The 23,361-nt window shown below is 60.4% G+C and carries 17 protein-coding genes; 11 read left to right on the top strand and 6 right to left on the bottom strand.

From position 1 onward, the window contains the following. The first annotated feature begins 68 nt into the window (after positions 1 to 68). Both HF949_RS01170 and HF949_RS01165 read left to right on the top strand, forming a co-directional pair. Positions 69 to 923 (top strand): universal stress protein, encoded by an 855-nt coding sequence (locus HF949_RS01170; protein ID WP_292897785.1) that lies wholly within the window; start codon positions 69 to 71, stop codon positions 921 to 923. A gap of 89 nt (positions 924 to 1,012) precedes the next feature. Beyond that, positions 1,013 to 2,179 (top strand): diphosphate--fructose-6-phosphate 1-phosphotransferase, encoded by a 1,167-nt coding sequence (locus HF949_RS01165; protein ID WP_292897784.1) that lies wholly within the window; start codon positions 1,013 to 1,015, stop codon positions 2,177 to 2,179. Positions 2,180 to 2,197: 18 nt separating this feature from the next. On the opposite strand, the gene HF949_RS01160 is transcribed toward HF949_RS01165, so the two are convergent. The 4 genes from HF949_RS01160 to HF949_RS01145 all read right to left on the bottom strand — a co-directional run bounded on the left by HF949_RS01160 (position 2,198) and on the right by HF949_RS01145 (position 5,685). Further along, complete coding sequence (locus HF949_RS01160) at positions 2,198 to 2,647, bottom strand: DUF305 domain-containing protein (protein ID WP_292897783.1); 450 nt, start codon at positions 2,645 to 2,647, stop codon at positions 2,198 to 2,200. 150 nt (positions 2,648 to 2,797) lie between these two features. Continuing rightward, entirely contained in the window at positions 2,798 to 3,100 is a 303-nt protein-coding gene (locus HF949_RS01155) for an alkylphosphonate utilization protein (RefSeq protein WP_292897782.1), read from the bottom strand. A gap of 65 nt (positions 3,101 to 3,165) precedes the next feature. Further along, positions 3,166 to 4,728: a serine hydrolase gene (locus tag HF949_RS01150; protein ID WP_292897781.1), complete on the bottom strand. Its 1,563-nt coding sequence runs from the start codon at positions 4,726 to 4,728 to the stop codon at positions 3,166 to 3,168. A gap of 75 nt (positions 4,729 to 4,803) precedes the next feature. Next, the gene (locus tag HF949_RS01145) at positions 4,804 to 5,685 is read right to left on the bottom strand and encodes a LysR family transcriptional regulator (protein ID WP_292897780.1); all 882 of its coding nucleotides are present in this window, start codon (positions 5,683 to 5,685) and stop codon (positions 4,804 to 4,806) included. Between the two features lie 145 nt (positions 5,686 to 5,830). Here HF949_RS01145 and HF949_RS01140 point away from each other — a divergent pair, with 145 nt between their 5' ends. The 9 genes from HF949_RS01140 to HF949_RS01100 all read left to right on the top strand — a co-directional run bounded on the left by HF949_RS01140 (position 5,831) and on the right by HF949_RS01100 (position 19,791). Then, positions 5,831 to 7,327 carry a CoA-acylating methylmalonate-semialdehyde dehydrogenase gene (locus HF949_RS01140; RefSeq protein WP_292897778.1) on the top strand — a complete coding sequence of 499 codons (1,497 nt, stop codon included), beginning with the start codon at positions 5,831 to 5,833 and terminating at the stop codon, positions 7,325 to 7,327. 371 nt (positions 7,328 to 7,698) lie between these two features. Then, entirely contained in the window at positions 7,699 to 8,622 is a 924-nt protein-coding gene (locus HF949_RS01135) for an ABC transporter permease subunit (RefSeq protein ID WP_292897776.1), read from the top strand. After that, positions 8,622 to 10,013, top strand: a complete 1,392-nt coding sequence (livM, locus tag HF949_RS01130; RefSeq protein ID WP_292897774.1) for a high-affinity branched-chain amino acid ABC transporter permease LivM — start codon at positions 8,622 to 8,624, stop codon at positions 10,011 to 10,013. The genes HF949_RS01135 and livM overlap by 1 nt, the downstream gene beginning before the upstream one ends. After that, positions 10,013 to 11,701, top strand: coding sequence for an ATP-binding cassette domain-containing protein (locus HF949_RS01125; RefSeq protein ID WP_292897772.1), 1,689 nt, complete (start codon positions 10,013 to 10,015; stop codon positions 11,699 to 11,701). Before livM ends, HF949_RS01125 begins: the two co-directional genes overlap by 1 nt. Continuing rightward, positions 11,698 to 12,432, top strand: coding sequence for an ABC transporter ATP-binding protein (locus HF949_RS01120; protein ID WP_292897771.1), 735 nt, complete (start codon positions 11,698 to 11,700; stop codon positions 12,430 to 12,432). The genes HF949_RS01125 and HF949_RS01120 overlap by 4 nt, the downstream gene beginning before the upstream one ends. Beyond that, the gene (locus HF949_RS01115; RefSeq protein ID WP_292897769.1) at positions 12,432 to 12,785 is read left to right on the top strand and encodes a DUF6867 family protein; all 354 of its coding nucleotides are present in this window, start codon (positions 12,432 to 12,434) and stop codon (positions 12,783 to 12,785) included. Before HF949_RS01120 ends, HF949_RS01115 begins: the two co-directional genes overlap by 1 nt. 160 nt (positions 12,786 to 12,945) lie before the next feature. Then, positions 12,946 to 14,046, top strand: a complete 1,101-nt coding sequence (locus HF949_RS01110; protein ID WP_292897768.1) for a branched-chain amino acid ABC transporter substrate-binding protein — start codon at positions 12,946 to 12,948, stop codon at positions 14,044 to 14,046. Between the two features lie 1,008 nt (positions 14,047 to 15,054). Then, the gene (pyc, locus tag HF949_RS01105) at positions 15,055 to 18,522 is read left to right on the top strand and encodes a pyruvate carboxylase (RefSeq protein WP_292897766.1); all 3,468 of its coding nucleotides are present in this window, start codon (positions 15,055 to 15,057) and stop codon (positions 18,520 to 18,522) included. 90 nt (positions 18,523 to 18,612) lie between these two features. Beyond that, the gene (locus tag HF949_RS01100) at positions 18,613 to 19,791 is read left to right on the top strand and encodes an MFS transporter (RefSeq protein ID WP_292897764.1); all 1,179 of its coding nucleotides are present in this window, start codon (positions 18,613 to 18,615) and stop codon (positions 19,789 to 19,791) included. A 12-nt stretch (positions 19,792 to 19,803) separates the two neighbouring features. Here HF949_RS01100 and HF949_RS01095 read toward each other — a convergent pair whose 3' ends face one another. Further along, positions 19,804 to 19,962 carry a DUF3309 domain-containing protein gene (locus HF949_RS01095; RefSeq protein ID WP_292897762.1) on the bottom strand — a complete coding sequence of 53 codons (159 nt, stop codon included), beginning with the start codon at positions 19,960 to 19,962 and terminating at the stop codon, positions 19,804 to 19,806. Positions 19,963 to 20,092: 130 nt separating this feature from the next. Then, on the bottom strand, positions 20,093 to 23,254 hold the full coding sequence (locus tag HF949_RS01090) for an efflux RND transporter permease subunit (protein WP_292897761.1): 3,162 nt from the start codon (positions 23,252 to 23,254) through the stop codon (positions 20,093 to 20,095). Positions 23,255 to 23,361: the final 107 nt, after the last annotated feature.

Below are 23,361 nucleotides of genomic sequence, written 5' to 3'. Positions count from 1 at the left end.
TTTAATTGAGCATCGGTATTCCCGGAAACCGGATTCCACTTTTCGGCCCGATGCTACAGGGGAAATAGATGTCAAAGATCACCGCATTCATCGACGGCTCCATCTATTCGCAGAGCGTGTGCGAACACGCGGCATGGATCGCCGGCAGGCTTGAAGCCTCCGTGGAGCTTCTCCATGTGCTTGGCCGCCGAGAGACGGGCAGCGCCCCGTCCGATCTCTCCGGCAACATCGCCCTTGGCGCGCGGTCATCGCTTCTGAAGGAGCTTTCCGAGCTTGATGAACAGCGCGCGCGCCTTGCCATGAAGCGCGGCCGTGCCATCCTCGAAGATGGCGAGGCTGCCGTGCGCGCCGCCGGCATCGAAAAGGTCTCGGGTCGCATTCGCCACGGTGATGTGGTCGAGACGGTGGCCGAAGTGGAGGAGGGTTCCGACCTTCTGGTGATCGGCAAGCGCGGCGAGGCGGCAGATTTTGCCAAACTGCATCTCGGCTCAAATCTTGAGCGCGTGGTGCGGTCGAGCCATCGCCCCGTCTTCGTCGCCAACCGCGCCTTCAAGCCGATCGACAAGGTGCTCGTCGCCTATGATGGTGGCGCAAGCAGCATGAAGGCGGTGGACGCCATGTCACGCTCGCCGCTGTTTGCCGGCCCTTCCGTCAAGCTTCTCACGGTCGGCAGCGACACGACCGAGGCACGCAACCGGCTTGCTGATGCAGAAGCCGTTTTGCGTGGCGGTGGCATCGAGGCGACAAGCGAGGTGCTGCCCGGCCAGCCCGAGACGGTCATCTCCGAGCGTGTCGAGAGCGAGAATTACGGCCTGCTCGTCATGGGCGCCTATGGCCACTCGCGCATCCGCAGCCTGATCATCGGCTCGACGACAGAGGCGATGCTGCGCTCCTGCAAGATTCCGGTCATGCTCTTCCGCTAATCCTGCATGCGCGCATGACGGGTCTTTCCAGCCCCGCGCTCGCCATGCCATGAATGGCAAATCCCGATTGCAAGAAACGAGTGCGAACCATGGCTGAAACCTTCGTCATCGCCCAGGGTGGCGGCCCCACCGCCGTCATCAACCAGACCGTTGCCGGTGCGACGCTTGAAGCCATGAAGCTTTATCCCGGCTGCCGGGTGCTCGGTGCGCTACATGGCGTGCGGGGCATTCGCGAAGGGCGCTTCGTTACTCTCTCCGATCTCACCGAGATCGAGCTTCGGCGCATCGCTGCGACGCCGAGTGCCGCGCTTGGCTCCACCCGCGACAAGCCGAACGCGGCCTATTGCGAAGAGATCATGAAAGGTCTGAAGGAAGTCGGCGCCGACGCCTTCATCAACATTGGCGGCAACGACACGTCGGGTACACAGGCCATTCTGCGCGATGCATCGGGCGGTGGCATGACCTTCATGCACGCGCCAAAGACCATCGACAACGACCTGATGGAAAACGATCATACGCCGGGCTTCATCTCGGCGGGTGAAATGGTCGCCGGCGCCTTTCTGAGCATCGATCTCGATTTCCGCGCTCTGCCCGGTGTCTATGTGGGCATCGTCATGGGCCGCCATGCGGGTTTCCTGACGGCAGCCGCTGCCGCCTGGGCGCTCGATGAAGAAAGCGGCCCGCATCTCGTCTATGTGCCCGAACGCGCCTTCGAACGCCGCCGCTTCATCGAGGATGTGAAGGCGACGGTCGCCCGCCACGGGCGCTGTGTCGTGGCCATGTCGGAGGGGGTCTCCGATGCCGATGGCCGCTCGCTCATCGAAACACTGGTGCCAGCCGAGATGCAGGAGCGTGATGCCCACGGCAATCTCAAGCTCTCCGGCAGCGATCTCGGTCAGGCCATCGAGCGCATTCTGGCCGAGGATCTTGCCGGCCAGCGCGCCCGCGTCGACACGTTCGGCTATCTGCCGCGCGGCAACATCGCCACGATCAGCGAGACCGATGCGCGCGAGGCTTTCGAGGCCGGCGCTTTCGCTGTCCGCTCAGTCGAAAAGGGTGACGGGTCCGTCGCGCTTCAGTTCGACGGTGAGAGAACCGCGTGTCGCCTGGTCGATCTGGACGCCGTAGCCGGCAAGACCCGCCACATGCCCGACACCTATCTCAGGCCGGATGAAAACCGTCTGTCAGACGAGGGGCTCGCCTATCTGCACCGCCTCCTGCCGCGCCGCTACGATCCGGCGAAGCCATTCGTTTGAGCCCGACGCAAACCTTGATCAGTCCTGCCGCTCCAGATCCTTGATCAGCGCCTTCATCTCATCGATCTCACGCAATTGAGCCTCGATGATTTTATCAGCGAGTTCCCGCACGCGCGGGTCTGAAATGTTTGCCCGTCTGCTGGTCAGGATCGCAATCGAGTGGTGCGGGATCATGGCCTTCATATAGTCCACGTCATCCACCGTGGCCTGGCTGCGAACCAGCCAGAGCGAGGCGGCAAACACGATGGCGGCAGCTGCGACGATGCCGAGATTGGCCGCGGAGTTTTTGTACATCGCCCACATGAAGCCGAGCATGATCACGGCCATGGTCGCCCCCATGAGCAATGCCATCCAGGCTCGCGTTTCGCTCCAGAAGACGTGATCGAGCGCATATGTATTCAGATACATCAACCCGAACATGACGATGGTCGAGGTTCCGATCATCGCGGCAAACCGGCTGTAGGACATGGGCCTGGGCTCCGTTTCTTGATCCCGTTGACCCGTCAACTCACGCCACAGGGGGGAGGTTCCGGCTTGCGTTGGCGACGCCCTGCCTCGTCCACCGCTTGCAGGCGGGCAAGAGATTGTCTCCTGCCAGCCAAACCTACCTGTTTTCGCCTAACGTTTGCGCACGAATTCCGTGCGCAGTACAAGCCCCTTGATACCATCGTGGCGGCAGTCGATCTCTTCCTTGTTGTCTGTCAGGCGAATGGTCTTGATCAAGGTGCCTCGCTTCAGGGTCTGGCCCGCACCCTTAACCTTGAGGTCCTTGATCAGCGTAACCGAATCGCCATCGGTCAGCGCATTGCCTTCAGCATCGACAACCGCACTGCGCTGCCCCTCAAGGGCTGCCATTTCAGAGGCCGGCATCCATTCGCCGGTCACGTCGTCATACACATAGTCGTCATCGCTGTTTGTCATATTGCGCCTTCTTTTCTACGGGACCAGCGTCCATGCATCGTCCAACGGATGTCATTTCGGTTCGACTATTTTCGGACGAAAGCACCGTCATTGAACGCGTCGAAATATTCCACCTGCACCGCCTTGGCGCGTTCACCGTCCATCGAGAACCGGACCGAAGAAATGGAACCTTTCATGGCGTTCTCGTTCAGCGGACGGAAGATGAACTCGTCGCCCGTCCAGTGTTGCAGCGGGAAGCTGCTTTTCGTGCCTTCCACCTTCATCGTCAGGCCGCCATCGGCCTCCTCGACGGTCAGATTGCCGAAATATGCGTTGGCGAAAGTGCCGGTATAGCTTTCGAACTCACGAGCGGGCTTTGCATCTTCCGGCGCTTCCTTGCCGGCGAGCTTGCCGAACGGATCCAGCATGGGACCGAAGAGCACCGGGTACATGGCCAGCCAATCGCGCTGGATTTCACCAAATTGTACGAGATCCATGAAACTCATGGAGATGCCTTCGACGAGACCGATGGGCTGTGCGTTGGACAAGACGACAATGCCGATATCGGCCGAAGGGATCATGATGAAATTGGTTGCCGCGCCCAGCGCAAAGGCGCCCGAATGGCTGATCATCACACGGCCTGCCGGCGAGACGCCCACACCAAAACCGTAACCATAGAAGCCGGCGCGGGCGGCCGGGACGGCAGGGTGTCCCGAGACCGACTGAGGGCTCAGTGCCGGAAGGAGTGCTGCGGCCTCCACGATCTGCCGCCCTTCAAAGGCGCCATTGCCGAGCACCATGCGCATCCATTTCGCCATGTCGTTCACGCTGGCGCTGACACCGCCGGCCGGTGATTGCGGATCCGGGTCGCGCTGGAAAAGCACCTCCCAGCCATCGTCCCCGCGCATATGGTTGTAGACGCGGTTCCCGCGCGCCAGGAAATCGCCCAGCCTCGAGGAGGTGTGCTCCATTCCCAGTGGTTTGTAGATTGCTTCTTCGCTCAGCGTCGCCCAGTCCTTGCCGGCAACACCGGCCACGGCTTCGGCAGCAGCCGTCAGGCCGAAATTCGTGTAGGCGTATTGCAGTCGAAAAGGGCCGGTTTTTAAGTGCCGAAGCTGTTCGAGAATGACCTTCTGTGGGTAACCAAGATCTTCAAGGTCATCACCGGCATGGTCTGGCAGGCCCGAGCGGTGCGCATAGAGATCGCCGACGGTCAGGAGGGCCGTGCTCTCGGGATTGGAAAGCCTGAACCAGGGCAGGATTTCGGACATTCGCGTGTCCCAGTCCACGAGGCCTTCGCCCACCTGTTTCGCAACCACGGTTGCGCCTACCGGTTTGGAAAGCGATGCGAGCTGGAAGACCGTGTCTGTGTCAACCGCGCCTTCCTCGCCTGCCTTGCGCACGCCATAGCCCTTGGCAAAAAGAACCTCGTCCCTGCGCACCACGGCGACAGCAAGACCTGGAACGCCGGTTTCCCGCATGGCGCTTTCGATAATGCCATCCAGCGCCTCGACAGCCTTCTCGATCTGCCCTGCGGGAATGGCTATGCCTGCTGTCTGGGCGGGTGGCGGCAGATCGTTGGCCAGGGCGGTTGGCGGCGCTGCGAAAAGGGCCAGCGCGACTGCGGCTGCGAGAATACGGGGTGCCATCGCAAAGTCTCCAGTATGAACCGATTGCACTGACCGTTCTTGGAGCGAAGTCTTTAACGAAAGAAAAACATTCGCTCAGCAGAAGAGATGTCGTTCCTTGTCAACCAGTTCACCAATGAAGGCTGAAGTTACCTGAATGCGCCGTGTAGGACGCATGGATTCATGGTAGACCGTCCAGTAGCTGCGCCGGATGGGTTCGGCCCAGTCGAGTGCGATCAGGTCTTCATGCGCACGTGCGATGAACGTGTGCAAAATGCCAATGCCGGCACCGGAGCGCACCGCTTCGACCTGGCCCATGGCCGATGAGACGGCGAAGTCGGCCGACCAGTTTTCGGAGATCTCTGCGGCGTAGTCGAGGGTGGGACTGAAGACGAGATCAGGCACATAGCCGACAAGCCGGTGGTGGCGAAGATCGTTCGCACTCTGGGGCAGGTCGTGTGCTTGCGCATAGGCTCTCGATGCATACAGCCCAAGCGTATAGTCCACCAGCTTGGCGGCCACCAGTCGCCCCTCCGTGGGGCGATCCACCGTCACGGCAATGTCGGCCTCGCGGCGCGACAGTGAAAGCGAGCGCGGGACGGGGACGAGCTGGACCGACAAGCCGGGGTGGCGTTCTGTGAGCGCGCCCAGGCGTGAGGCGAGGAACGCTACGCCAAATCCGTCCGGGGCGCCGATACGTACAGTGCCGGTCACATCCTCGCTCTCGCCTGCGATTTCGGCCCGCGCGGCTATCATGTCGGCTTCCATACGCTCTGCCGTCGCAAGCAGTTGTTCGCCTGCGGTCGTCAGTTCGGTACCCGTTGTCAGCCTGTGAAAGAGCTTCGCACCAATGGAATCTTCCAGCGCGGCAACACGGCGCGAGACCGTCGCATGATTGAGTCCAAGTCGCTTCGCCGCACCCAGAATCTGGCCTGCCCGCGCCACGGCGAGAAACACGCGCACATCGTCCCAGTTCATTCACTGCTCCCGCGTTCGATACTTTTCGCACGCGACATATTATTTCGACTTTAATTTTCGCACAACGGTTGCTGTTCGCGTCGCGTTGCAAATCCGGGCATGAGTGGTGACAATGACGCCGACTTCATAATCAGGGAGAAGCCTCATGGAGGATTTCGGTCATTTCATTGGCGGCAAGCATGTCGCCGGTACGAGTGGGCGCAGCCAGGATGTCATGCAGCCCATGGATGGAACGGTGCGATGCAAGGTTGCGCTTGCCAGCGCTGCAGAAGTGCGCGCCGCCGTCGAGAACGCCAAGGCAGCACAGCCCGGCTGGGCAAAGACCAATCCCCAGCGCCGCGTGCGTGTTCTCATGAAGTTCCTTGAACTCGTGCATCGCGATTATGACGAGCTTGCCGAGCTTCTCGCCCGCGAACATGGCAAGACCATTCCGGATGCCAAGGGCGACATTCAGCGCGGGCTCGAAGTGGTCGAGGTATGCATCGGTGCGCCGCACATGATGAAGGGTGAGTACACCGAGGGTGCGGGCCCGGGCATCGATGTCTATTCCATGCGCCAGCCGCTCGGCGTTGTTGCCGGGATCACGCCGTTCAACTTCCCGGCCATGATCCCTCTCTGGAAGATCGCGCCGGCCATCGCCTGCGGCAACGCCTATGTGCTGAAGCCTTCCGAGCGTGATCCGGGCGTACCGATGCGCATTGCAGAACTGTTCCTTGAGGCCGGTTTGCCCGAGGGCGTGCTCAACGTGGTCAATGGCGACAAGGAAGCAGTCGACGCCATCCTCGACGATCCGGACATCAAGGCTGTCGGCTTCGTGGGCTCCACCCCGATCGCACAATACATCTACAGCCGCGCGACCGCCAACGGAAAGCGCGCCCAGTGCTTTGGCGGCGCGAAGAACCATCTCATCATCATGCCCGATGCCGATATGGATCAGACGGTCGATGCGCTTATCGGAGCGGGCTATGGTTCCGCAGGCGAGCGCTGCATGGCGGTGTCCGTCGCGGTGCCGGTCGGCAAGGAGACCGCCGACAGGCTGGTCGAGAAGCTTATTCCGCGCGTTGAAAGCCTCAAGGTCGGCCCGTCAACCGACGCCTCGGCCGATTTCGGTCCGCTCGTCACCCAACAGGCACTGGAGCGGGTGAAGGGCTATGTCGACCTCGGCGTCAAGGAGGGCGCAAAGCTCCTTGTCGATGGGCGCGATTTCAAGATGCAGGGTTATGAGAACGGCTACTATATGGGCGGCTGCCTCTTCGACAACGTCACCCAAGACATGCGGATATACAAGGAAGAGATTTTTGGTCCCGTCCTCTCGGTCGTACGCGCCAACACCTATGAAGAAGCGCTCGCTCTGCCCAATGATCACGAATACGGCAATGGCGTTGCCATCTTCACCCGCGACGGGGACGCCGCACGTGATTTTGCTGCCCGTGTCGATGTCGGCATGGTGGGGGTGAATGTCCCCATTCCCGTGCCGATCGCGTATTATACTTTCGGAGGGTGGAAGGCGTCTTCCTTTGGCGATCTGAACCAGCATGGGCCGGACGCATTCCGCTTCTACACGAAAACCAAAACAGTCACCTCGCGGTGGCCATCAGGTGTGAAGGACGGTGCAGAATTCGTCATTCCGACAATGAATTAAGCGGGTTTTCACACCCATTCTCCAGTTTGGAGAGAAGCCCGCACCGGTTGTCGGTGCGGGCTTTTCATTTGCTGATGGGTGTAGAACTGTTTTGTTCTTTTTTGTATCAAACTTGCAATATTGATGCGCGTTCGCGGCAAATTTCGATAAAATTCGCGAGATATCGGCAATTTTTCCACTTCAATGCAATGACATTGCATTGGTCCAGTGCTAGCTTCCCGCGTCAACAAGAGCCGGGAAAACCGGCCTTCGGTTTGGAGCCGGTCGTGGGAAATTTGCCGTTGCAATCGGGCGTCATTCCTCTACGACTATCAAGGGGAAAAAATAAGAAATGCGCCTGAAGGGCGACATTTCAGGGGAGTTGCATATACATGGAATATTTCGTCCAGCAGCTTATCAACGGGCTGACGCTGGGTTCCATCTATGGGCTGATCGCCATTGGCTACACCATGGTCTATGGCATCATCGGAATGATCAATTTCGCGCATGGCGATGTCTTCATGATCGGCGCGTTCATCGCTCTGGCGATGTTCCTCATCCTGACGACCGTGCTCGGCTTTGCATTCCTGCCCGTGGTGTTGCTCATCGTGCTCATCGTGGCCATGTTCTTCACCTCCGCCTGGGGGTGGACCGTCGAGCGGCTCGCATATCGGCCCCTCCGCGGCTCCTTCCGTCTCGCTCCGTTGATCACCGCAATCGGCATGTCGATCGTTCTGCAAAACTTCGTGCAGATCACGCAGGGCGCGCGCGTCAAGCCGCTACCGCCCCAGATCCAGGGTGGCATCACGCTGATGGAGGGAAGTGCGACCGGCATCGTCGTGCAGCTTTCCTACATGCAGATCATCATCATCCTGACGACAGTTGCGCTGATGGCGGGCTTTACGCTCCTCATCACCCGCACGCCTCTCGGTCGCGCGCAGCGTGCCTGTGAGCAGGACCGCAAGATGGCGGCACTTCTCGGCATCAATGTCGACCGCACCATTTCCCTGACCTTCGTCATGGGGGCGGCACTGGCGGCCGTGGCCGGTCTGATGTTCGTGCTGCTCTACGGCGTGATCGACTTCTACATTGGCTTCCTGGCCGGCGTTAAGGCGTTCACCGCGGCTGTGCTCGGCGGCATCGGCTCGCTTCCGGGCGCCATGCTGGGTGGCCTTCTGATTGGCCTCATTGAGGTGTTCTGGTCAGGCTATTTCTCGGTCGAATACAAGGATGTTGCAGCGTTCTCGATCCTGGCCATCGTGCTGATCTTCCTGCCCTCCGGCCTTCTCGGCCAGCCTGAAGTGGAGAAGGTCTGATGGCGATGACGGGTTCGAACAAGGCGGTCGCTGCCCAGCAGAACGACCCCAACTCCTTCGCCGCTTCGGTCAAGGACGCCGCCATTGCCGGCCTCCTGGTTGCTGTTCTCGGCTTCTTCTTCATCGGCATCCGCACCGACATCGCGCCCGGCGGTCTTGATCTCAAGATGCGCTGGGGCGCCTGGATCATCTCGATCCTTGTCGTTTTTGCGGGGCGGCTCCTGCTCAATCTCTTTGTTTTGAGGACTGACAGCCCGCTGACGCGGAAGTTTGCCGATGCAATGCCTAGCGGCACGCGCTTTGCCGGAACGGGCAAATGGCTGATGCGGGCGCTCTTTGCCTTCGCTCTGGTGCTGCCCTTCTTCTTCACCACCTTCTTCCCGGGCAAGGATCGTCAATTCATCGACCTGGCTATCCTGATCATGACTTACATCATGCTCGGCTGGGGACTGAACATCGTGGTGGGGCTCGCCGGTCTTCTCGATCTGGGTTATGTCGCCTTTTACGCGGTCGGCGCCTACTCCTTCGCGCTGCTGGCGCAATATCTCGACATCGGCTTCTGGTTCGCCCTGCCGCTCGCCGGCATTTTGGCGGCCTGCTGGGGCATCGTGCTCGGCTTTCCGGTGCTCAGATTGCGCGGCGATTATCTTGCGATCGTCACGTTGGCTTTCGGTGAAATCATCCGCGTCGTTCTGTTGAACTGGTATGAGTTCACGAATGGCCCAGACGGCATTTCGGGCATTCCGAAGCCGACATTCTTCGGACTGGAGCTCAAGCGGGGCGAGGGCGGCTTTGCCGATTTCTTCGGCATTGCCTATGATCCGATCCAGCGCTTCATTTTCCTCTATTACATCATCTTCATCCTGGCGCTGATCACCAATTTCGTGACCATGCGCCTGCGCCGCCTCCCCATCGGGCGCGCCTGGGAGGCGCTGCGCGAAGATGAGATCGCCTGTCGGTCGCTGGGGATCAACACGCGCAACACAAAGCTCACGGCCTTTTCCATTGGCGCCATGTTCGGCGGTTTCGCGGGCTCCTTCTTCGCCACGCGGCAGGGCTTCATTTCGCCCGAGAGCTTCACCTTCCTTGAATCGGCGATCATCCTCGCCATCGTGGTGCTGGGCGGTCTCGGCTCGCAGGTCGGCGTGGTGATCGCATCCGTCGTGATGATCGGTGGCATCGAGATGCTGCGCAATCTCGGCTTCCTTCAGCAGGTCTTCGGTTCCGGTTTCGATCCGGTGCAGTACCGCATGCTGATCTTCGGCCTCGCCATGGTGCTCATCATGGTGTGGAAGCCGCGCGGTCTGATCTCGACCCGGGAACCCTCCGTGGTTCTGAAGGAAAAGAAACGCATTGGCGCCGATATGGTGGCTCAGGGTGAGGGACACTGATGGACGCGGCAACGACCATGAAAAACTCTGATCAGTCGACGCCCAACTGGGACCGGGATCCGGTCCTCAGCGTCGAACATCTGACCATGCGCTTCGGCGGCCTTGTGGCCGTCGGGGACCTCTCCTTCAATGTCGGTCGGGGCGATATCACCGCCCTGATCGGACCCAATGGTGCGGGCAAGACCACGGTCTTCAACTGTGTCACCGGATTCTATAAGCCGACCGAAGGGCGCATCGTGATGCGTCACGGGCCAGGCCGGCAGCAGGATGACGTGGAAACGCTGACCGACAGCGGACAGCGCTGGAAGACCACCGGAAACGGTGCCGTCTACCTGCTTGAGCGCATGCCCGATCACGAGATCTCGCACAAGGCCAAGGTGGCGCGCACCTTCCAGAACATTCGCCTGTTCGGCGGCATGACTGTCCTGGAAAACCTGTTGGTTGCCCAGCACAACCCGCTGATGGTGGCTTCAGGCTTTTCCATCGGTGGCATTCTGGGTCTTCCAAGCTACAAGAAGGCGCAGCAGGAGGCCGTCGACAGGGCGGTGTACTGGCTCGAACATACGAACCTCGTGGATCGTGCCGACGATCCTGCGGCCGATCTTCCCTATGGCGCCCAGCGCCGTCTGGAGATTGCCCGCGCCATGTGCACCAAGCCGCAGCTTCTGTGCCTGGATGAGCCAGCGGCGGGGCTCAACCCGCGTGAATCCGCCGAGCTCAACGAGCTGCTGAAGTATATCCGCGACGAGCACAAGGTTTCGGTGCTGCTCATCGAACATGACATGGGCGTGGTGATGGAAATCTCCGACCATGTGATCGTGCTCGACTACGGTGTGAAAATCTCCGACGGGCCGGCCGAGTTCGTCAAAAACGATCCGAAGGTCATTGCCGCCTATCTGGGCGTGGATGACGAAGCCGAGATCGACATGCCGGAGGTGCGCGAAGACCTGGCCAAGGTCACCGGTGATGAGCCGGCGAAAAAGGCTTCAGCGTCCAAACCCGCTTCGGCTGCGAAGAAGCAAGGCGCGGCGGAGAAGAAGTCGGGATCAGCGTCGAAAAAGACAGGCGCAACAAAGACGTCTGCCGCAAAGGCAGCCGGCGCCAAGGCTTCTGCGGCAAAGGCCACGAAACCACGGACGTCAAAATCGTCTGCCTCGAAGCCCGCCACCTCGAAGCTTGCCGCGACCACGGCATCTTCGGAAAAAGCTGCCGCTCCCGCTGCGCCGAAAACCGTGGCGGCAAAACCCAAAACCGCTGCGAAACCGAAAGCCGCCGCTGCGAGCAAGGCCGCACCCGCCGCCAGCGAGATCAAGATTGCCAATGCCGGCGATTATCCGGGCAGCCAGCCGCACGGCACGAAGAAGCCGCGCGCGGGCGGGGCCAACAACCTCACCCGCGTCAAGGGCATCGGGCCGGCCAATGAGAAAAAGCTGAACGCGCTCGGCATCTGGCATTTCGACCAGATCGCCGCCTGGAAGAAGGCCGAGGTGCAATGGGTTGGCTCTTATCTCGCCTTCCCCGGCCGTATCGAACGCGAAGAGTGGGTCAAGCAGGCCAAGGTTCTCGCAAAGGGAGGTGAGACCGAGTTCTCCAAGCGCGTCGACAAGGGGCAGGTGGCCACAAGCGTGCCAGGCAAACGGGGCGCTCAGCCCAAAAAGAAGACCACCGCTAAGGGAGGCAAGGCATGAGCTCTCAGAACGAACCCTTGCTCTCGGTGCGCGGCGTCGAGACCTATTACGGCAATATCGTTGCACTGCGTGGCGTCGACATGGATGTCCATCGTGGCGAGATCGTCACCATGATCGGCGCCAATGGCGCCGGCAAGTCGACGCTGATGATGACCATCTGCGGCGACCCGCGTGCCCGCAACGGCCAGATCGTCTATGACGGCGTCGACATCACCAACATGCCGACGCATGACATCGTCAGCCTGGGGATCGCGCAATCGCCGGAAGGGCGTCGCATCTTTCCGCGCATGACGGTGATGGAAAACCTGCAGATGGGTGCGGCGCTGGTCGATCCCGAGCATTTCGACGAGGATCTTGCCAAGGTCTTCAAGCTGTTTCCCCGTCTCAAGGAGCGCATCAGCCAGCGCGGCGGCACGCTTTCGGGCGGTGAGCAGCAGATGCTGGCCATCGCGCGTGCGCTCATGAGCCGGCCGAAGCTTCTGCTCCTCGATGAGCCGTCGCTCGGCCTTGCTCCGCTGATCGTGAAGCAGATCTTCGATGCCATTCGCGAGCTGAACGAGAAGGAAGGACTGACGGTCTTTCTGGTCGAGCAGAACGCCTTCCATGCCTTGAAGCTTGCTCATCGCGGCTACGTGATGGTCAACGGCAATGTGACCATGAGCGGCACCGGCGCTGAACTTCTCAAGAAAGAAGAAGTGCGGGCTGCATATCTCGAAGGCGGGAGGCACTGATGGAACACGCAAACGGACCCATCTGGGAAGTTACTTTCTGGGAGTTCTTCTTTGTCACGGTGCTTCTGGCAGGCAGCGCAGCCTATCTCACCGGGCGTGCCATGGCGCGCACCTGGCAGGGCGACGGGCATCTCGCCTTCTATATCGTGCTTCTGGCGGCTGCCACGCGTTTCATCCATTTCGCGCTTTTCAGCGGTACGCTGCTCTCGCTTCACTACTACATTGTCGATCTGTTCGTGCTGCTCATCATCGCCTTTATCGGCAAGCGTATTACGCGCGCCGGGCAGATGGCGACACAGTATAGCTTCCAGTATCGGCGCAGTGGACCGCTCGGTTGGGAGCGTTCAGGCTGAACGGATTCATGATTAACCGGTATGAAGCCTTTATTTCTTGTTTGAATTGAGGTTTCATGCCGATTAAGCGGGCCGGTGCGGCCCGCACAGGCCAAACCGGAAAGCCAAACACCATTTCCGGAAAGCCAAGGGAACTTCTGGTGTTTTTAAGGGAGAAGTCATGAAAAAGGCACTTATGGCTGGCGCAGCACTCAGCCTGATGATGACCGGTTCCGCATGGGCGGACATCACGATTGCGGTCGCTGGCCCCATGACGGGTCAATACGCTTCCTTCGGTGAGCAGATGAAGGCAGGCGCAGAACAGGCCATCGCCGACATCAATGAGGCCGGTGGCGTCAACGGCGAAATGCTGAAGCTGGAAGTGGGCGATGATGCCTGCGATCCCAAGCAGGCTGTCGCGGTCGCCAACCAGTTCGCCGGTTCCGGTGTTTCCTTCGTTGCAGGCCATTTCTGCTCGGGTTCATCCATTCCGGCATCTTCGGTCTATGCCGAGGAAGGTATCATCCAGATCTCGCCGGCTTCCACGAACCCGGCTTTCACCGACAACCGTCCTGGCCCGGGCGTCTACCGCGTCTGCGGTCGTGACGACCAGCAGGGTGATGTGGCAGGCAAGTTCCTCGTCGAGAACTTCGCCGACAAGAAGGTGGCCTTCGTCCACGATAAGACTGCGTACGGCAAGGGTCTCGCCGATGCGACCAAGGCTGCTTACGAGGCTGCTGGCGGTAAACCGGCCCTCTACGAAGCTTACACCGCCGGTGAAAAGGATTACACCGCGCTTGTTTCCAAGCTGAAGCAGGAAGGCGTTGGCGTTCTTTATGTTGGCGGCTACCACACGGAAGCCGGCCTCATGGCACGCCAGATGCGCGAGCAGGGCATGGACACGGTTCTCGTCTCCGGTGACGCTCTCGTCACAGACGAGTACTGGGCCATCACCGGTGAAGCAGGTGAGGGCACGCTGATGACCTTCTCGCCCGATCCGCGCAAGAACGAGATCGCAAAGCCGGTCGTCGACAAGCTGCTTGCTGCCGGCAAGACGGCGGAGGGCTACGCGCTCTACACCTATGCCGCCATTCAGGCATGGAAGGACGCTGTCGAGGCAGCCGGTTCCACCGACTATGATCCGGTGGTGGCCGCGCTGAATGAAGGCACCTTCTCGACAGTCCTCGGCGACCTTTCCTTCGATGACAAGGGCGACGTCACGCTGCCCGGCTATGTCTTCTACGAGTGGAAAGACGGCAAATACGACTACCTCGAGCAGTAAGCCACTGGCTTGATGTGAGGTTTGGCGGCCCGGCAGTGATGCCGGGCCGCTTTCTTTTGGTGAGGCGGCTGGCGCCCAATTTCATTCGGCTGGCATTCCAGTCCTTTCGTCATCCTCGGACCTGATCCGAGGATCCATGCCGGGACGCCGGGGATAAACTTCGGCCCGTCCCGGGCACGTACATTTTTTCTCACTCCTACCCCGTCACCACCGCAACGGCATGGATCCCATGATCAGGCCATGGGATCACGAGGGAGTTGAAGCGCGTTCCCTACTCGCTATTCGCTACTCCCTATTCGCTCTTTTCTCCCCACCCTCAAAACCTCCGCTACACTTCCCCCATCGCCCCTGTCGGGAACCGGGACCGGAGCCGGGGATCAGGAGGGGCGACGGCAGCCTCCCCCTCGGGTTCGGTAACCCGGGGCCTGTGAGGGCCCGCGAAAGGTCGGCGGCCGGCATCATGTCGGTTGCGGAAAAGCCGCTAGGGCACAGATCGCCCGAGTGACCGGCCGGCAGACGGGACAGCGGCCGGCGGGGCGCGCTTTTCGCGCCACTTCAATACCCAACAGAGAGGCACGAAAAACGCGCCCCGTTTCCCGAACGATCCAAACCCCGGCGGCAACCCCGCGCGGCAACGAAGGAGCCTGTCCAAAATGCCCGCGCGCCCCCTCTGCAGAATGCGCACCAGCACCAAACGCCCCTTCTCCCCGTGAGCGGGGAGAAGGTGAGGATGAGGGGCGAGCGCCATCACTGACCGGAGGGACGAAGGCGGGAGCGGCCATCGGGCGGAAGCAGCCCTTGGCCGAAACGCGTGAAATGAAAAAGCCGGCTTGGCAAAAAAACACGCGTTGGGGAAAAGCCCGCTTCGGAACCTGCGATGCTTCCTCCACGTCAAGAAAGTTTGCACCGCAGCATCGTCCACGCTAATCATACGCGTCGTTTTGGCGCGGAGGGGAGTTTCGCGCCGGGCAATCCCGCACAAACCTTCTCTTCCCGGAGTTTTTGCCAGTGCAGATTAAGAAGATCCTTGTCGCAAACCGTTCCGAAATCGCCATCCGCGTCTTTCGCGCAGCCAATGAACTCGACATCCGAACGGTGGCCATCTGGGCCGAGGAGGACAAATATTCACTGCACCGCTTCAAGGCCGACGAATCCTACCAGGTGGGGCGTGGACCGCATCTCGAGCGTGATCTCGGCCCCATCGAGAGCTATCTCTCGATCGATGAGGTAATCCGCGTCGCCAAACTTTCGGGAGCCGACGCTATCCATCCCGGCTATGGCCTTCTGTCCGAGAGCCCCGAATTTGCCGAAGCCTGCGCTGAAAACGGTATTGTCTTCATCGGTCCGAGGCCCGATACCATGCGCCGCCTCGGGAACAAGGTGGCTGCGCGCAATCTGGCGGTGGAGGTGGGCGTGCCGGTGGTTCCCGCCACCGAGCCATTGCCCGATGATATGGAAAAGGTCGCCCAGATGGCAGAGGAGGTGGGTTTCCCTGTCATGCTCAAGGCCTCCTGGGGCGGCGGCGGACGCGGCATGCGTGTCATTCGCAGCCGCGAGGATCTGGAGCACGAGGTCACCGAGGCAAAGCGCGAGGCCAAGGCCGCTTTCGGCAAGGATGAAGTCTATCTCGAAAAGCTGGTCGAGCGCGCCCGCCACGTGGAAGTGCAGATTCTGGGTGATACCCATGGCAATGCCGTGCATCTGTTCGAGCGTGACTGCTCCATTCAACGTCGCAACCAGAAAGTCGTTGAGCGTGCCCCGGCGCCCTATCTCAACGATGAAAAGCGCGCGGAACTTTGCGGATATGCTCTAAAGATCGCCGAGGCGACGAATTACATCGGTGCTGGCACAGTCGAATTCCTCATGGATGCAGACACGGGCGCCTTCTATTTCATCGAGGTCAATCCGCGCATTCAGGTGGAGCACACGGTCACCGAGGAGGTGACCGGCGTCGATATCGTGAAGGCGCAGATCCATATTCTTGAAGGGGCGAAAATCGGCGACAAGGCTTCAGGCGTGCCGGCGCAGGCAGACATTCGTCTGAATGGTGACGCCCTTCAGTGCCGCATCACCACGGAAGACCCGGAGCAGAACTTCATCCCGGATTACGGTCGCATCACTGCCTATCGCGGCGCGACCGGTTTCGGCATCCGTCTGGACGGCGGCACGGCCTATTCCGGCGCGGTCATCACGCGTTTCTACGATCCGCTGCTGGAGAAAGTCACGGCCTGGGCGCCAACGCCCGAAGAAGCCATCGCCCGTATGGATCGCGCGCTGCGGGAGTTCCGCATTCGCGGCGTAGCGACCAACCTGACCTTCCTTGAGGCGATCATCAGCCATCCGAATTTCCGCAACGCCTCCTATACGACCCGGTTCATTGACGAGACGCCTGAGCTCTTCACGCAGGTCAAGCGGCGGGACCGTGCGACCAAGCTCCTGAATTATCTGGCCGACGTTACGGTGAACGGCCATCCCGAGGCGCGGGGCCGGGCACTGCCCAATGCCGAGGCGGCACCGCCCCATGTGCCGTATGTGGACCTGCCGGTGCCGGATGGAAGCAAGCAGACGTTCGACAGGCTTGGAGCCGAGGGTTTCTCAAAATGGATGCGCGAGCAGGAGCGTGTGCTGGTCACCGACACGACCATGCGCGACGCGCACCAGTCGCTGCTCGCCACCCGCATGCGCACGTTCGACATGGCGCGCATTGCCGGCGTCTATGCCCGGGCGCTGCCGGAGCTTCTGTCGCTGGAATGCTGGGGCGGGGCGACCTTCGATGTCGCAATGCGCTTCCTGACGGAAGACCCCTGGGAGCGCCTGTCGCGCATTCGCGAGGGTGCGCCCAACCTGCTTCTGCAGATGTTGCTGCGCGGGGCCAATGGCGTCGGCTACACCAACTATCCGGACAATGTGGTGCAGCATTTCGTCAAACAGGCCGCCGCAGGCGGCATCGATCTCTTCCGTGTGTTCGACTGCCTCAACTGGGTGGAGAATATGCGCGTGGCGATGGACGCGGTGCGCTCCGAAGGCAAGCTCTGCGAGGCGACCATCTGCTATACGGGCGATCTCCTCGATCCGGATCGCGCGAAGTACGATCTGAAATACTATGTCGGGCTTGCCGGAGAACTTGAGGCTGCCGGTGCAAACATTATCGCCATCAAGGATATGGCCGGCCTCCTGAAACCGGGAGCTGCGCGGGTGCTTTTCAAGGCGCTCCGCGAGGCTACCGATCTGCCATTGCACTTCCACACGCACGACACGTCCGGCATTTCCGCCGCAACGGTGCTTGCCGCCGTTGAAAGCGGGGTCGACGCCGTCGACGCAGCCATGGATGCGCTCTCCGGCAACACATCGCAGCCCTGTCTCGGCTCCATCGTCGAGGCGCTCAAGGGGGATGCCCGCGATACCGGTCTTGATCGCGAATGGGTGCGCCGTATCTCCTTCTACTGGGAGGCCGTGCGCAACCAGTACGCCGCCTTTGAAAGCGATCTGAAAGGACCGGCGTCCGAGGTCTATCTGCACGAAATGCCGGGTGGCCAGTTTACCAATCTGAAGGAACAGGCGCGTTCGCTGGGGCTGGAGACCCGCTGGCACGAGGTGGCGCGCGCCTATCACGACGTCAACATGATGTTCGGCGACATAGTCAAGGTCACGCCATCGTCCAAGGTCGTGGGCGATATGGCGCTAATGATGGTTTCGCAGGATCTGACCGTCGCGGATGTCCAGAATCCGGAGAAGGATATTGCCTTCCCGGATTCGGTGGTCTCCATGCTGCATGGCGACCTTGGGCAGCCGGCAGCAGGCTGGCCTGCGGCCCTGCAGAAGAAGGTCTTGAAGGGGGAGAAGCCGATCACGGTACGACCCGGCTCACTGCTTGAGCCGGCCGACCTGGATGCAGATCGCAAGGCGCTGGAAGAGAAGCTCGGCCGCAAGGTGAGTGAGTATGAGTTTGCCTCCTGGCTGATGTATCCGAAAGTGTTCACGGACTTCGTAGCGGCATCGGAAAATTACGGTCCGGTCAGCGTTCTTCCCACGCCGGTCTATTTCTACGGCATGGAACCGGAGGACGAGATTTTCGTCGAGATCGAGCGTGGCAAGACGCTGGTGATCCGCTGCCTTGCCGTTGGCGATGTTGACGAGAAAGGCATGGTCACGGTCTTTTTCGAGCTCAATGGCCAGCCGCGCCGCGTCAAGGTCCCTGATCGGGTTCACGGCGCATCCGCAGCCGCTGCCCGTCGCAAGGCGGAGGCGGGCAACGAAGCGCATGTGGGGGCGCCGATGCCTGGTGTGGTGTCGACGCTTGCCGTCAAGCCGGGGCAGAACGTGCAGTCAGGCGATGTGCTCCTGTCCATCGAGGCCATGAAGATGGAAACAGCGCTTCATGCCGAGCGCGATGGCACGATCGCGGAGGTTCTTGTGGGCGCGGGCGATCAGATAGATGCCAAGGACCTCCTTGTCGTGTTCGCGAGCGGTGATTGACGAGAACGGATTGACGAGCCCGATTAAACCGATTTAAATGCGGCGCGAGCTGGGAATATCCAACTCGCGCCGTTGTTCCTGGAGCCGGTCATGTCCTCCCGCAATGCGTCCATCGGGCGCTGGGCCGTAGCGGCCTGCTTTTTCGTCAATGGTTTCATGGTCGGCAGTTGGGCGCCGCAGATTCCGGTTGTCGCCTCACGATTTGAGCTGAGTGAAACGGCACTCGGTTTGCTCATTCTGGTTTTCGGCTGCGGTGCCGTAGCGGTCATGCCGCTTTGCGGTTATCTGATTGGCCGGTTTGGTTCCCGCATTGTGCTGCGGGTTGCCGCTGTTGTTTGCGCCTTGTCTTTTGGTGGGCTCGTTGGAGCCGCACAGATCTGGCAAATGGTTGCAGCTCTCATCTTCTTCGGCGCATTTCTGGGTGCGATGGATATCTCCATGAACGCCAATGCCGTGGCGGTGGAGCGTTGGCTCGGGCGAGCGGTGATGTCCTCATCACATGGGTTCTGGAGTCTTGGTGGGTTTTTTGGTGCGGGTGCCGGCGGCCTGTTGCTGGAGCGTTTTGGCTACATGGCGCATGCCGGAATGGTAGTGGCATTTGCCTTTGCGCTTGTGGTGATCACCCTTCCGTTCCTCATTGTAGAAGCCCGGCCCGTGGCCGGAGAGAACGGCCATGGGCGCAGTGGACTGCCGCGCAATCCGATGGTCTATGTGACAGGCCTTGTTGCACTTTTCTGCATGTTGCCGGAAGGAGCGGTGCTCGATTGGGCAGCGCTCTATCTGCGGCAGGAAATGGGCGCGGGGATAGCCGAGGCAAGCCTTGCTTTTACCGCGTTTTCCGGCGCCATGGCGATCATGCGCTTTGCCGGCGACCGGTTGCGCAATCGTTTCGGTGCAGTGCGTACCTTGCGCTATTCGGGCATCGTGGCCACGATCGGCATGCTTGGAGCAGGCTTTGCTACGTCACCTATGCTGGCGACGATTGCCTTCGCACTCAGTGGTATGGGAATAGCCAACATGGTGCCGATTGTCTTTTCCGCGGCAGGCAACCAACCGGGGATTTCCCCGGGGGCTGGCATGAGCGTTGCCACCACGATCGGCTACTCCGGCATGCTCGTCGCCCCATCGCTTGTGGGCTTCATCGCCGAGCGCACCGGATTTGCACCGATTTTCCTGGCATTTTCCATCCTGCTTGCCTGCGTTCTGATGCTGGCCAATCTTGTCAGATCCGCTGATACGATCGCCGTCGAGCCCGCGGGTGGTGCCTGATCTTACCCTGAGCTAGATGCTTCCCATCAACATCAGTATCAGGACGATAACAAGAATCAGGCCAAGGATACCCGATGGTCCGTAACCCCATCCGCGTGAATGCGGCCAGGCGGGTATGGCGCCAAGCAGGATCAGGATCAGAATGATGATGAGGATTGTGCCGAGCGACATCGCGTTCTCCTCGCTTTGTTGAAAGCTTTGCATTTCAACGTGTCAGGCGCGCCCAGGTTCCCTCAAAATGCAAAGAAGCCGGCACGTCGCGGGAGACGTGCCGGCCCGCAGTGCTGATCTGATCAGCCTATTACTCCGCTGGATTGGGGAAGGGGTCTTCCGGAACGTCGGAAGTCTTCACCGGAGCTTTGTCTTTTTGGCCGCGCCGGAACAGGCGAGCCAGCAGACCGCGCCGTTTCTGGCCGGCCGGCAATGTTTCGCGCGTGAACACCATCAGAGCGGAAGGCGTGACGATCAGCGTCAGAGCTGTGGCAAAGGTCAGGCCGTAGACGATGGCTCCCGACAGCGAAATCCACCATTGGGTCGACGGCGCTCCGATGGTCACTTCCTGATGGAACAGTTCGAGGCCAAGACCGAACGCGATCGGCGCAACACCAAGTACAGCGGAAATGGCGGTCAACATGACCGGGCGCGCGCGTTCGCGACAGGTCTGAAGGATGGCTTCCTGCTTTTTCCAGCCTTCGCGCCGCAGCCGGTCATAGGTGTCGATCAGCACGATGTTGTTGTTCACCACCACGCCGGCGAGTGCGATGACACCAATGCCGGACATGACAATACCGAAGGGCTGTCCGGTTATGAGCAGCCCGAGGAACACGCCGATTGTGGCCATCACCACGGTCATCAGCACCAGAAACACACTGGTGAACTTGTTGAACTGGGCAAGAAGCACCACGAAAATCAGAAAGATTGCAGCACCGAATGCTTTCGACAGGAAGGCGCTCGCTTCCTCGCTTTCTTCGTTCGATCCAGCGAGTTTCCAGCGTGTGGCGCCAAGGTCCATGTCGCCAAGCGTCTGCGTGACTTCGGCCTGGACGGCCGAGACCTGATAGCCGCTGGCGACATTGGCTGTGACGACGATGGTGCGCTGTCCGTCGATGCGGTTCAAAATGCCGGTTGAGCGTTCCGGTTCGCGTGACACGAAGTTGGAGATTGGGACCGGACCCTGTGATGTCTGGACCCGCAGCTGATCCAGGGCAGAGAGGGTGCGCCGGTCCTCGGGCAGGCGCAGGCGAATATCGACAGCGTCGTCGACACCGGCGGGCCGGTATTCTGACAGTTTCAACCCGTTGGTCACAAGCTGGACCACCGTGCCGACAGACACCGGGCTGATCCCGTATTGCGCTGCCTTGGCGCGATCCACCTTGATCGCCCAGTCGATGCCGGGTGGCGGGAGGCCGTCAGATATGTCGATCACGCCCGGCACGTTTCCGATCGCCCGCGCGACCTCCGCGGCATGGCTGTTCAGGTCTGTCGGGTCCGCAGCTGAAAGGCGAACCTGGATCGGCTGACCGGTCGGAGGACCGCCTTCGGGTACGCGGACCTCGATTTCGACACCAGGGGTGCCGGCAAGCTCACGCCGCAGATCATCAAGGATCTTGCTTGCAGGCTCGCGCTCCCGCCAGTCAATAAATTCGTATTGGATGACACCGATGACATCTTCGTCAATGTCCTGCCCGCCGCCACGGGTCTTGCCGACGCGTGTATAGACGGATTCAATGCCTGGCCAGTTGAGCAGCTTATCCTCGGCAGGTTTTGTCAGCCGGTCCATCTCCTCAAGTGAAAGATTGCCACGGGCATGCACATACATGAGACCGTATTCCGGCTCGACATCGGGGAAGAACTCAACGCCGGCACCGTATTGCGAGTAGGAATAGATGATGCCGCCCAGGAGGCCGACCGTGAGCAGCAGAACCGTTATGGGAAAGCGGACGGCCTGTTTTACAAGCCCCATATACCACCCGTCTGGCTTCTGCTCCTCCTGTACATGCGCCTTGGCGAAGATTGCACCCAGTGTTGGGGTGAATATCAGCGCATAGATCATCGAAGCGCTTAGCGTTACGATCAGTGTGATCGGCAGGTACTTCATGAACTCGCCGACAATGCCCGGCCAGAAAAGCAGGGGCGAGAAGGCAGCGATACGGGTCATGGTGGCGGCAATGACGGGGCCGGCCATGCGTTTTGCTGCCAGCTCGAAGGCCTGCGCCTTGTCCATGCCCTCGGTCATGCGCCGTTCGGCGAACTCCGTTACGATGATGGCGTCATCGACCAGCATGCCGACAGCCAGGATGAGGCTGAACAGCACGACCATATTGACGGTGAAACCTCCAAGCGAAAGAGCATAGATGCCCATCAGGAAGGAAGCGGGAACGGCGAGGCCGATCAGCAGGGAAGCGCGCCCGGAGAGGGTGTAGAGGACAACGATGAAAACCAGAATCACCGCGATCAGGACATGGTTCTGCAGGTCGTTGAGCATGTCACGGATCATCACCGACTTGTCCTGACTGTAGGACACGGTGATGTTGCCATCCGTAACTTTCTCGAATTCAGTTGCGGCGGCCTTCACAGCATCCACCGTATCAACCAGATTTGCGCCTACCCGCTTCTTGACCTCGATGGCGATAGCGTTTCTGCCGTTCAGGCGGGTGATCGTTTCAGCATCCTTGAAAGTGGAGCGGATTTCCGCCAGATCCCGCGCGCGCACCACGGCATCGGGGCTGGAAACGATCGGTAGATTGGCCACATCTTCCACAGTCTCGATCAACGAAGGCACCTTGACCGCATAGCGTCCGGCCTCGCCTTCCAGCGACCCGGCTGCGACAAGACTGTTTGAGGCATTAACGCCATTGATCATCTGGTCGAGTTGCAAGCCGTAGGAAGAGAGTTTCATCGGATCGATGAGAATCTCGACCAGTTCGTCGCGCGAGCCCTGCAGTGTGCCTTCGAGCACGCCAGGAATTTCTTCGATCCGGTCTCGGAGCTCCCGTGCTGCGGCGGAAAGAACACGTTCGGGCACATTGCCGGCAAGCGTTACGACGAGAATGGGAAATTCTGAAATGTTGACTTCATGCACCGAGGGCTCATCAGCCCCCTGTGGCAGCTCGCGCCGTGCGTCGGCGACCTTGGCGCGCACGTCCTCGATGGCATTGGAGAAGTCGTAGCCGACCTGGAACTCGACGAGAACAAAGCCGCCCCCCTGATATGCGGAGGAGCGCATTTCCTTGACGCCCTCAAGGCTTTTGAGCCGGGTCTCGATCGGCCGCAGCAAGAGCCGCTCCGAATCCTCTGGTGAGATGCCCTGATAGGTCAGACTCACATAGATGATCGGGATCGGTACATCCGGCTCGGCTTCCTTGGGGATACTGATATAGGCCAGTGATCCGGCAACCACGAAGAAGAGCAGGATGGATAAAGTCAGTCTGGCATTCTGAATTGCAATACGGACGACGTCCATCGGGCAGGTCCTGTCTTGTCCCGTCAGCGCGCTTCAGTATTTCTCCTGATACCGAAGGCGCTCTGTTTCATTGTTGTGCAGCCTTTGGGCGAAAACCGGTCTCCGCC

The organism is Nitratireductor sp. (assembly GCF_017794765.1).
In the GTDB taxonomy this organism is placed as follows: domain Bacteria; phylum Pseudomonadota; class Alphaproteobacteria; order Rhizobiales; family Rhizobiaceae; genus Nitratireductor.
The sequence above is the reverse complement of the archived record's forward strand: the minus strand, read 5'-3'. Positions and strand labels throughout refer to the sequence as shown.

Bases quoted from the DNA above. Each gene is read 5' to 3' on its own strand.
- HF949_RS01170 (WP_292897785.1), top strand. From the start codon at position 69: ATGTCAAAGATCACCGCATTCATCGACGGCTCCATCTATTCGCAGAGC.
- HF949_RS01165 (WP_292897784.1), top strand. From the start codon at position 1,013: ATGGCTGAAACCTTCGTCATCGCCCAGGGTGGCGGCCCCACCGCCGTC.
- HF949_RS01160 (WP_292897783.1), bottom strand. From the start codon at position 2,647: ATGTCCTACAGCCGGTTTGCCGCGATGATCGGAACCTCGACCATCGTC.
- HF949_RS01155 (WP_292897782.1), bottom strand. From the start codon at position 3,100: ATGACAAACAGCGATGACGACTATGTGTATGACGACGTGACCGGCGAA.
- HF949_RS01150 (WP_292897781.1), bottom strand. From the start codon at position 4,728: ATGGCACCCCGTATTCTCGCAGCCGCAGTCGCGCTGGCCCTTTTCGCA.
- HF949_RS01145 (WP_292897780.1), bottom strand. From the start codon at position 5,685: ATGAACTGGGACGATGTGCGCGTGTTTCTCGCCGTGGCGCGGGCAGGC.
- HF949_RS01140 (WP_292897778.1), top strand. From the start codon at position 5,831: ATGGAGGATTTCGGTCATTTCATTGGCGGCAAGCATGTCGCCGGTACG.
- HF949_RS01135 (WP_292897776.1), top strand. From the start codon at position 7,699: ATGGAATATTTCGTCCAGCAGCTTATCAACGGGCTGACGCTGGGTTCC.
- livM (WP_292897774.1), top strand. From the start codon at position 8,622: ATGGCGATGACGGGTTCGAACAAGGCGGTCGCTGCCCAGCAGAACGAC.
- HF949_RS01125 (WP_292897772.1), top strand. From the start codon at position 10,013: ATGGACGCGGCAACGACCATGAAAAACTCTGATCAGTCGACGCCCAAC.
- HF949_RS01120 (WP_292897771.1), top strand. From the start codon at position 11,698: ATGAGCTCTCAGAACGAACCCTTGCTCTCGGTGCGCGGCGTCGAGACC.
- HF949_RS01115 (WP_292897769.1), top strand. From the start codon at position 12,432: ATGGAACACGCAAACGGACCCATCTGGGAAGTTACTTTCTGGGAGTTC.
- HF949_RS01110 (WP_292897768.1), top strand. From the start codon at position 12,946: ATGAAAAAGGCACTTATGGCTGGCGCAGCACTCAGCCTGATGATGACC.
- HF949_RS01100 (WP_292897764.1), top strand. From the start codon at position 18,613: ATGTCCTCCCGCAATGCGTCCATCGGGCGCTGGGCCGTAGCGGCCTGC.
- HF949_RS01095 (WP_292897762.1), bottom strand. From the start codon at position 19,962: ATGTCGCTCGGCACAATCCTCATCATCATTCTGATCCTGATCCTGCTT.
- HF949_RS01090 (WP_292897761.1), bottom strand. From the start codon at position 23,254: ATGGACGTCGTCCGTATTGCAATTCAGAATGCCAGACTGACTTTATCC.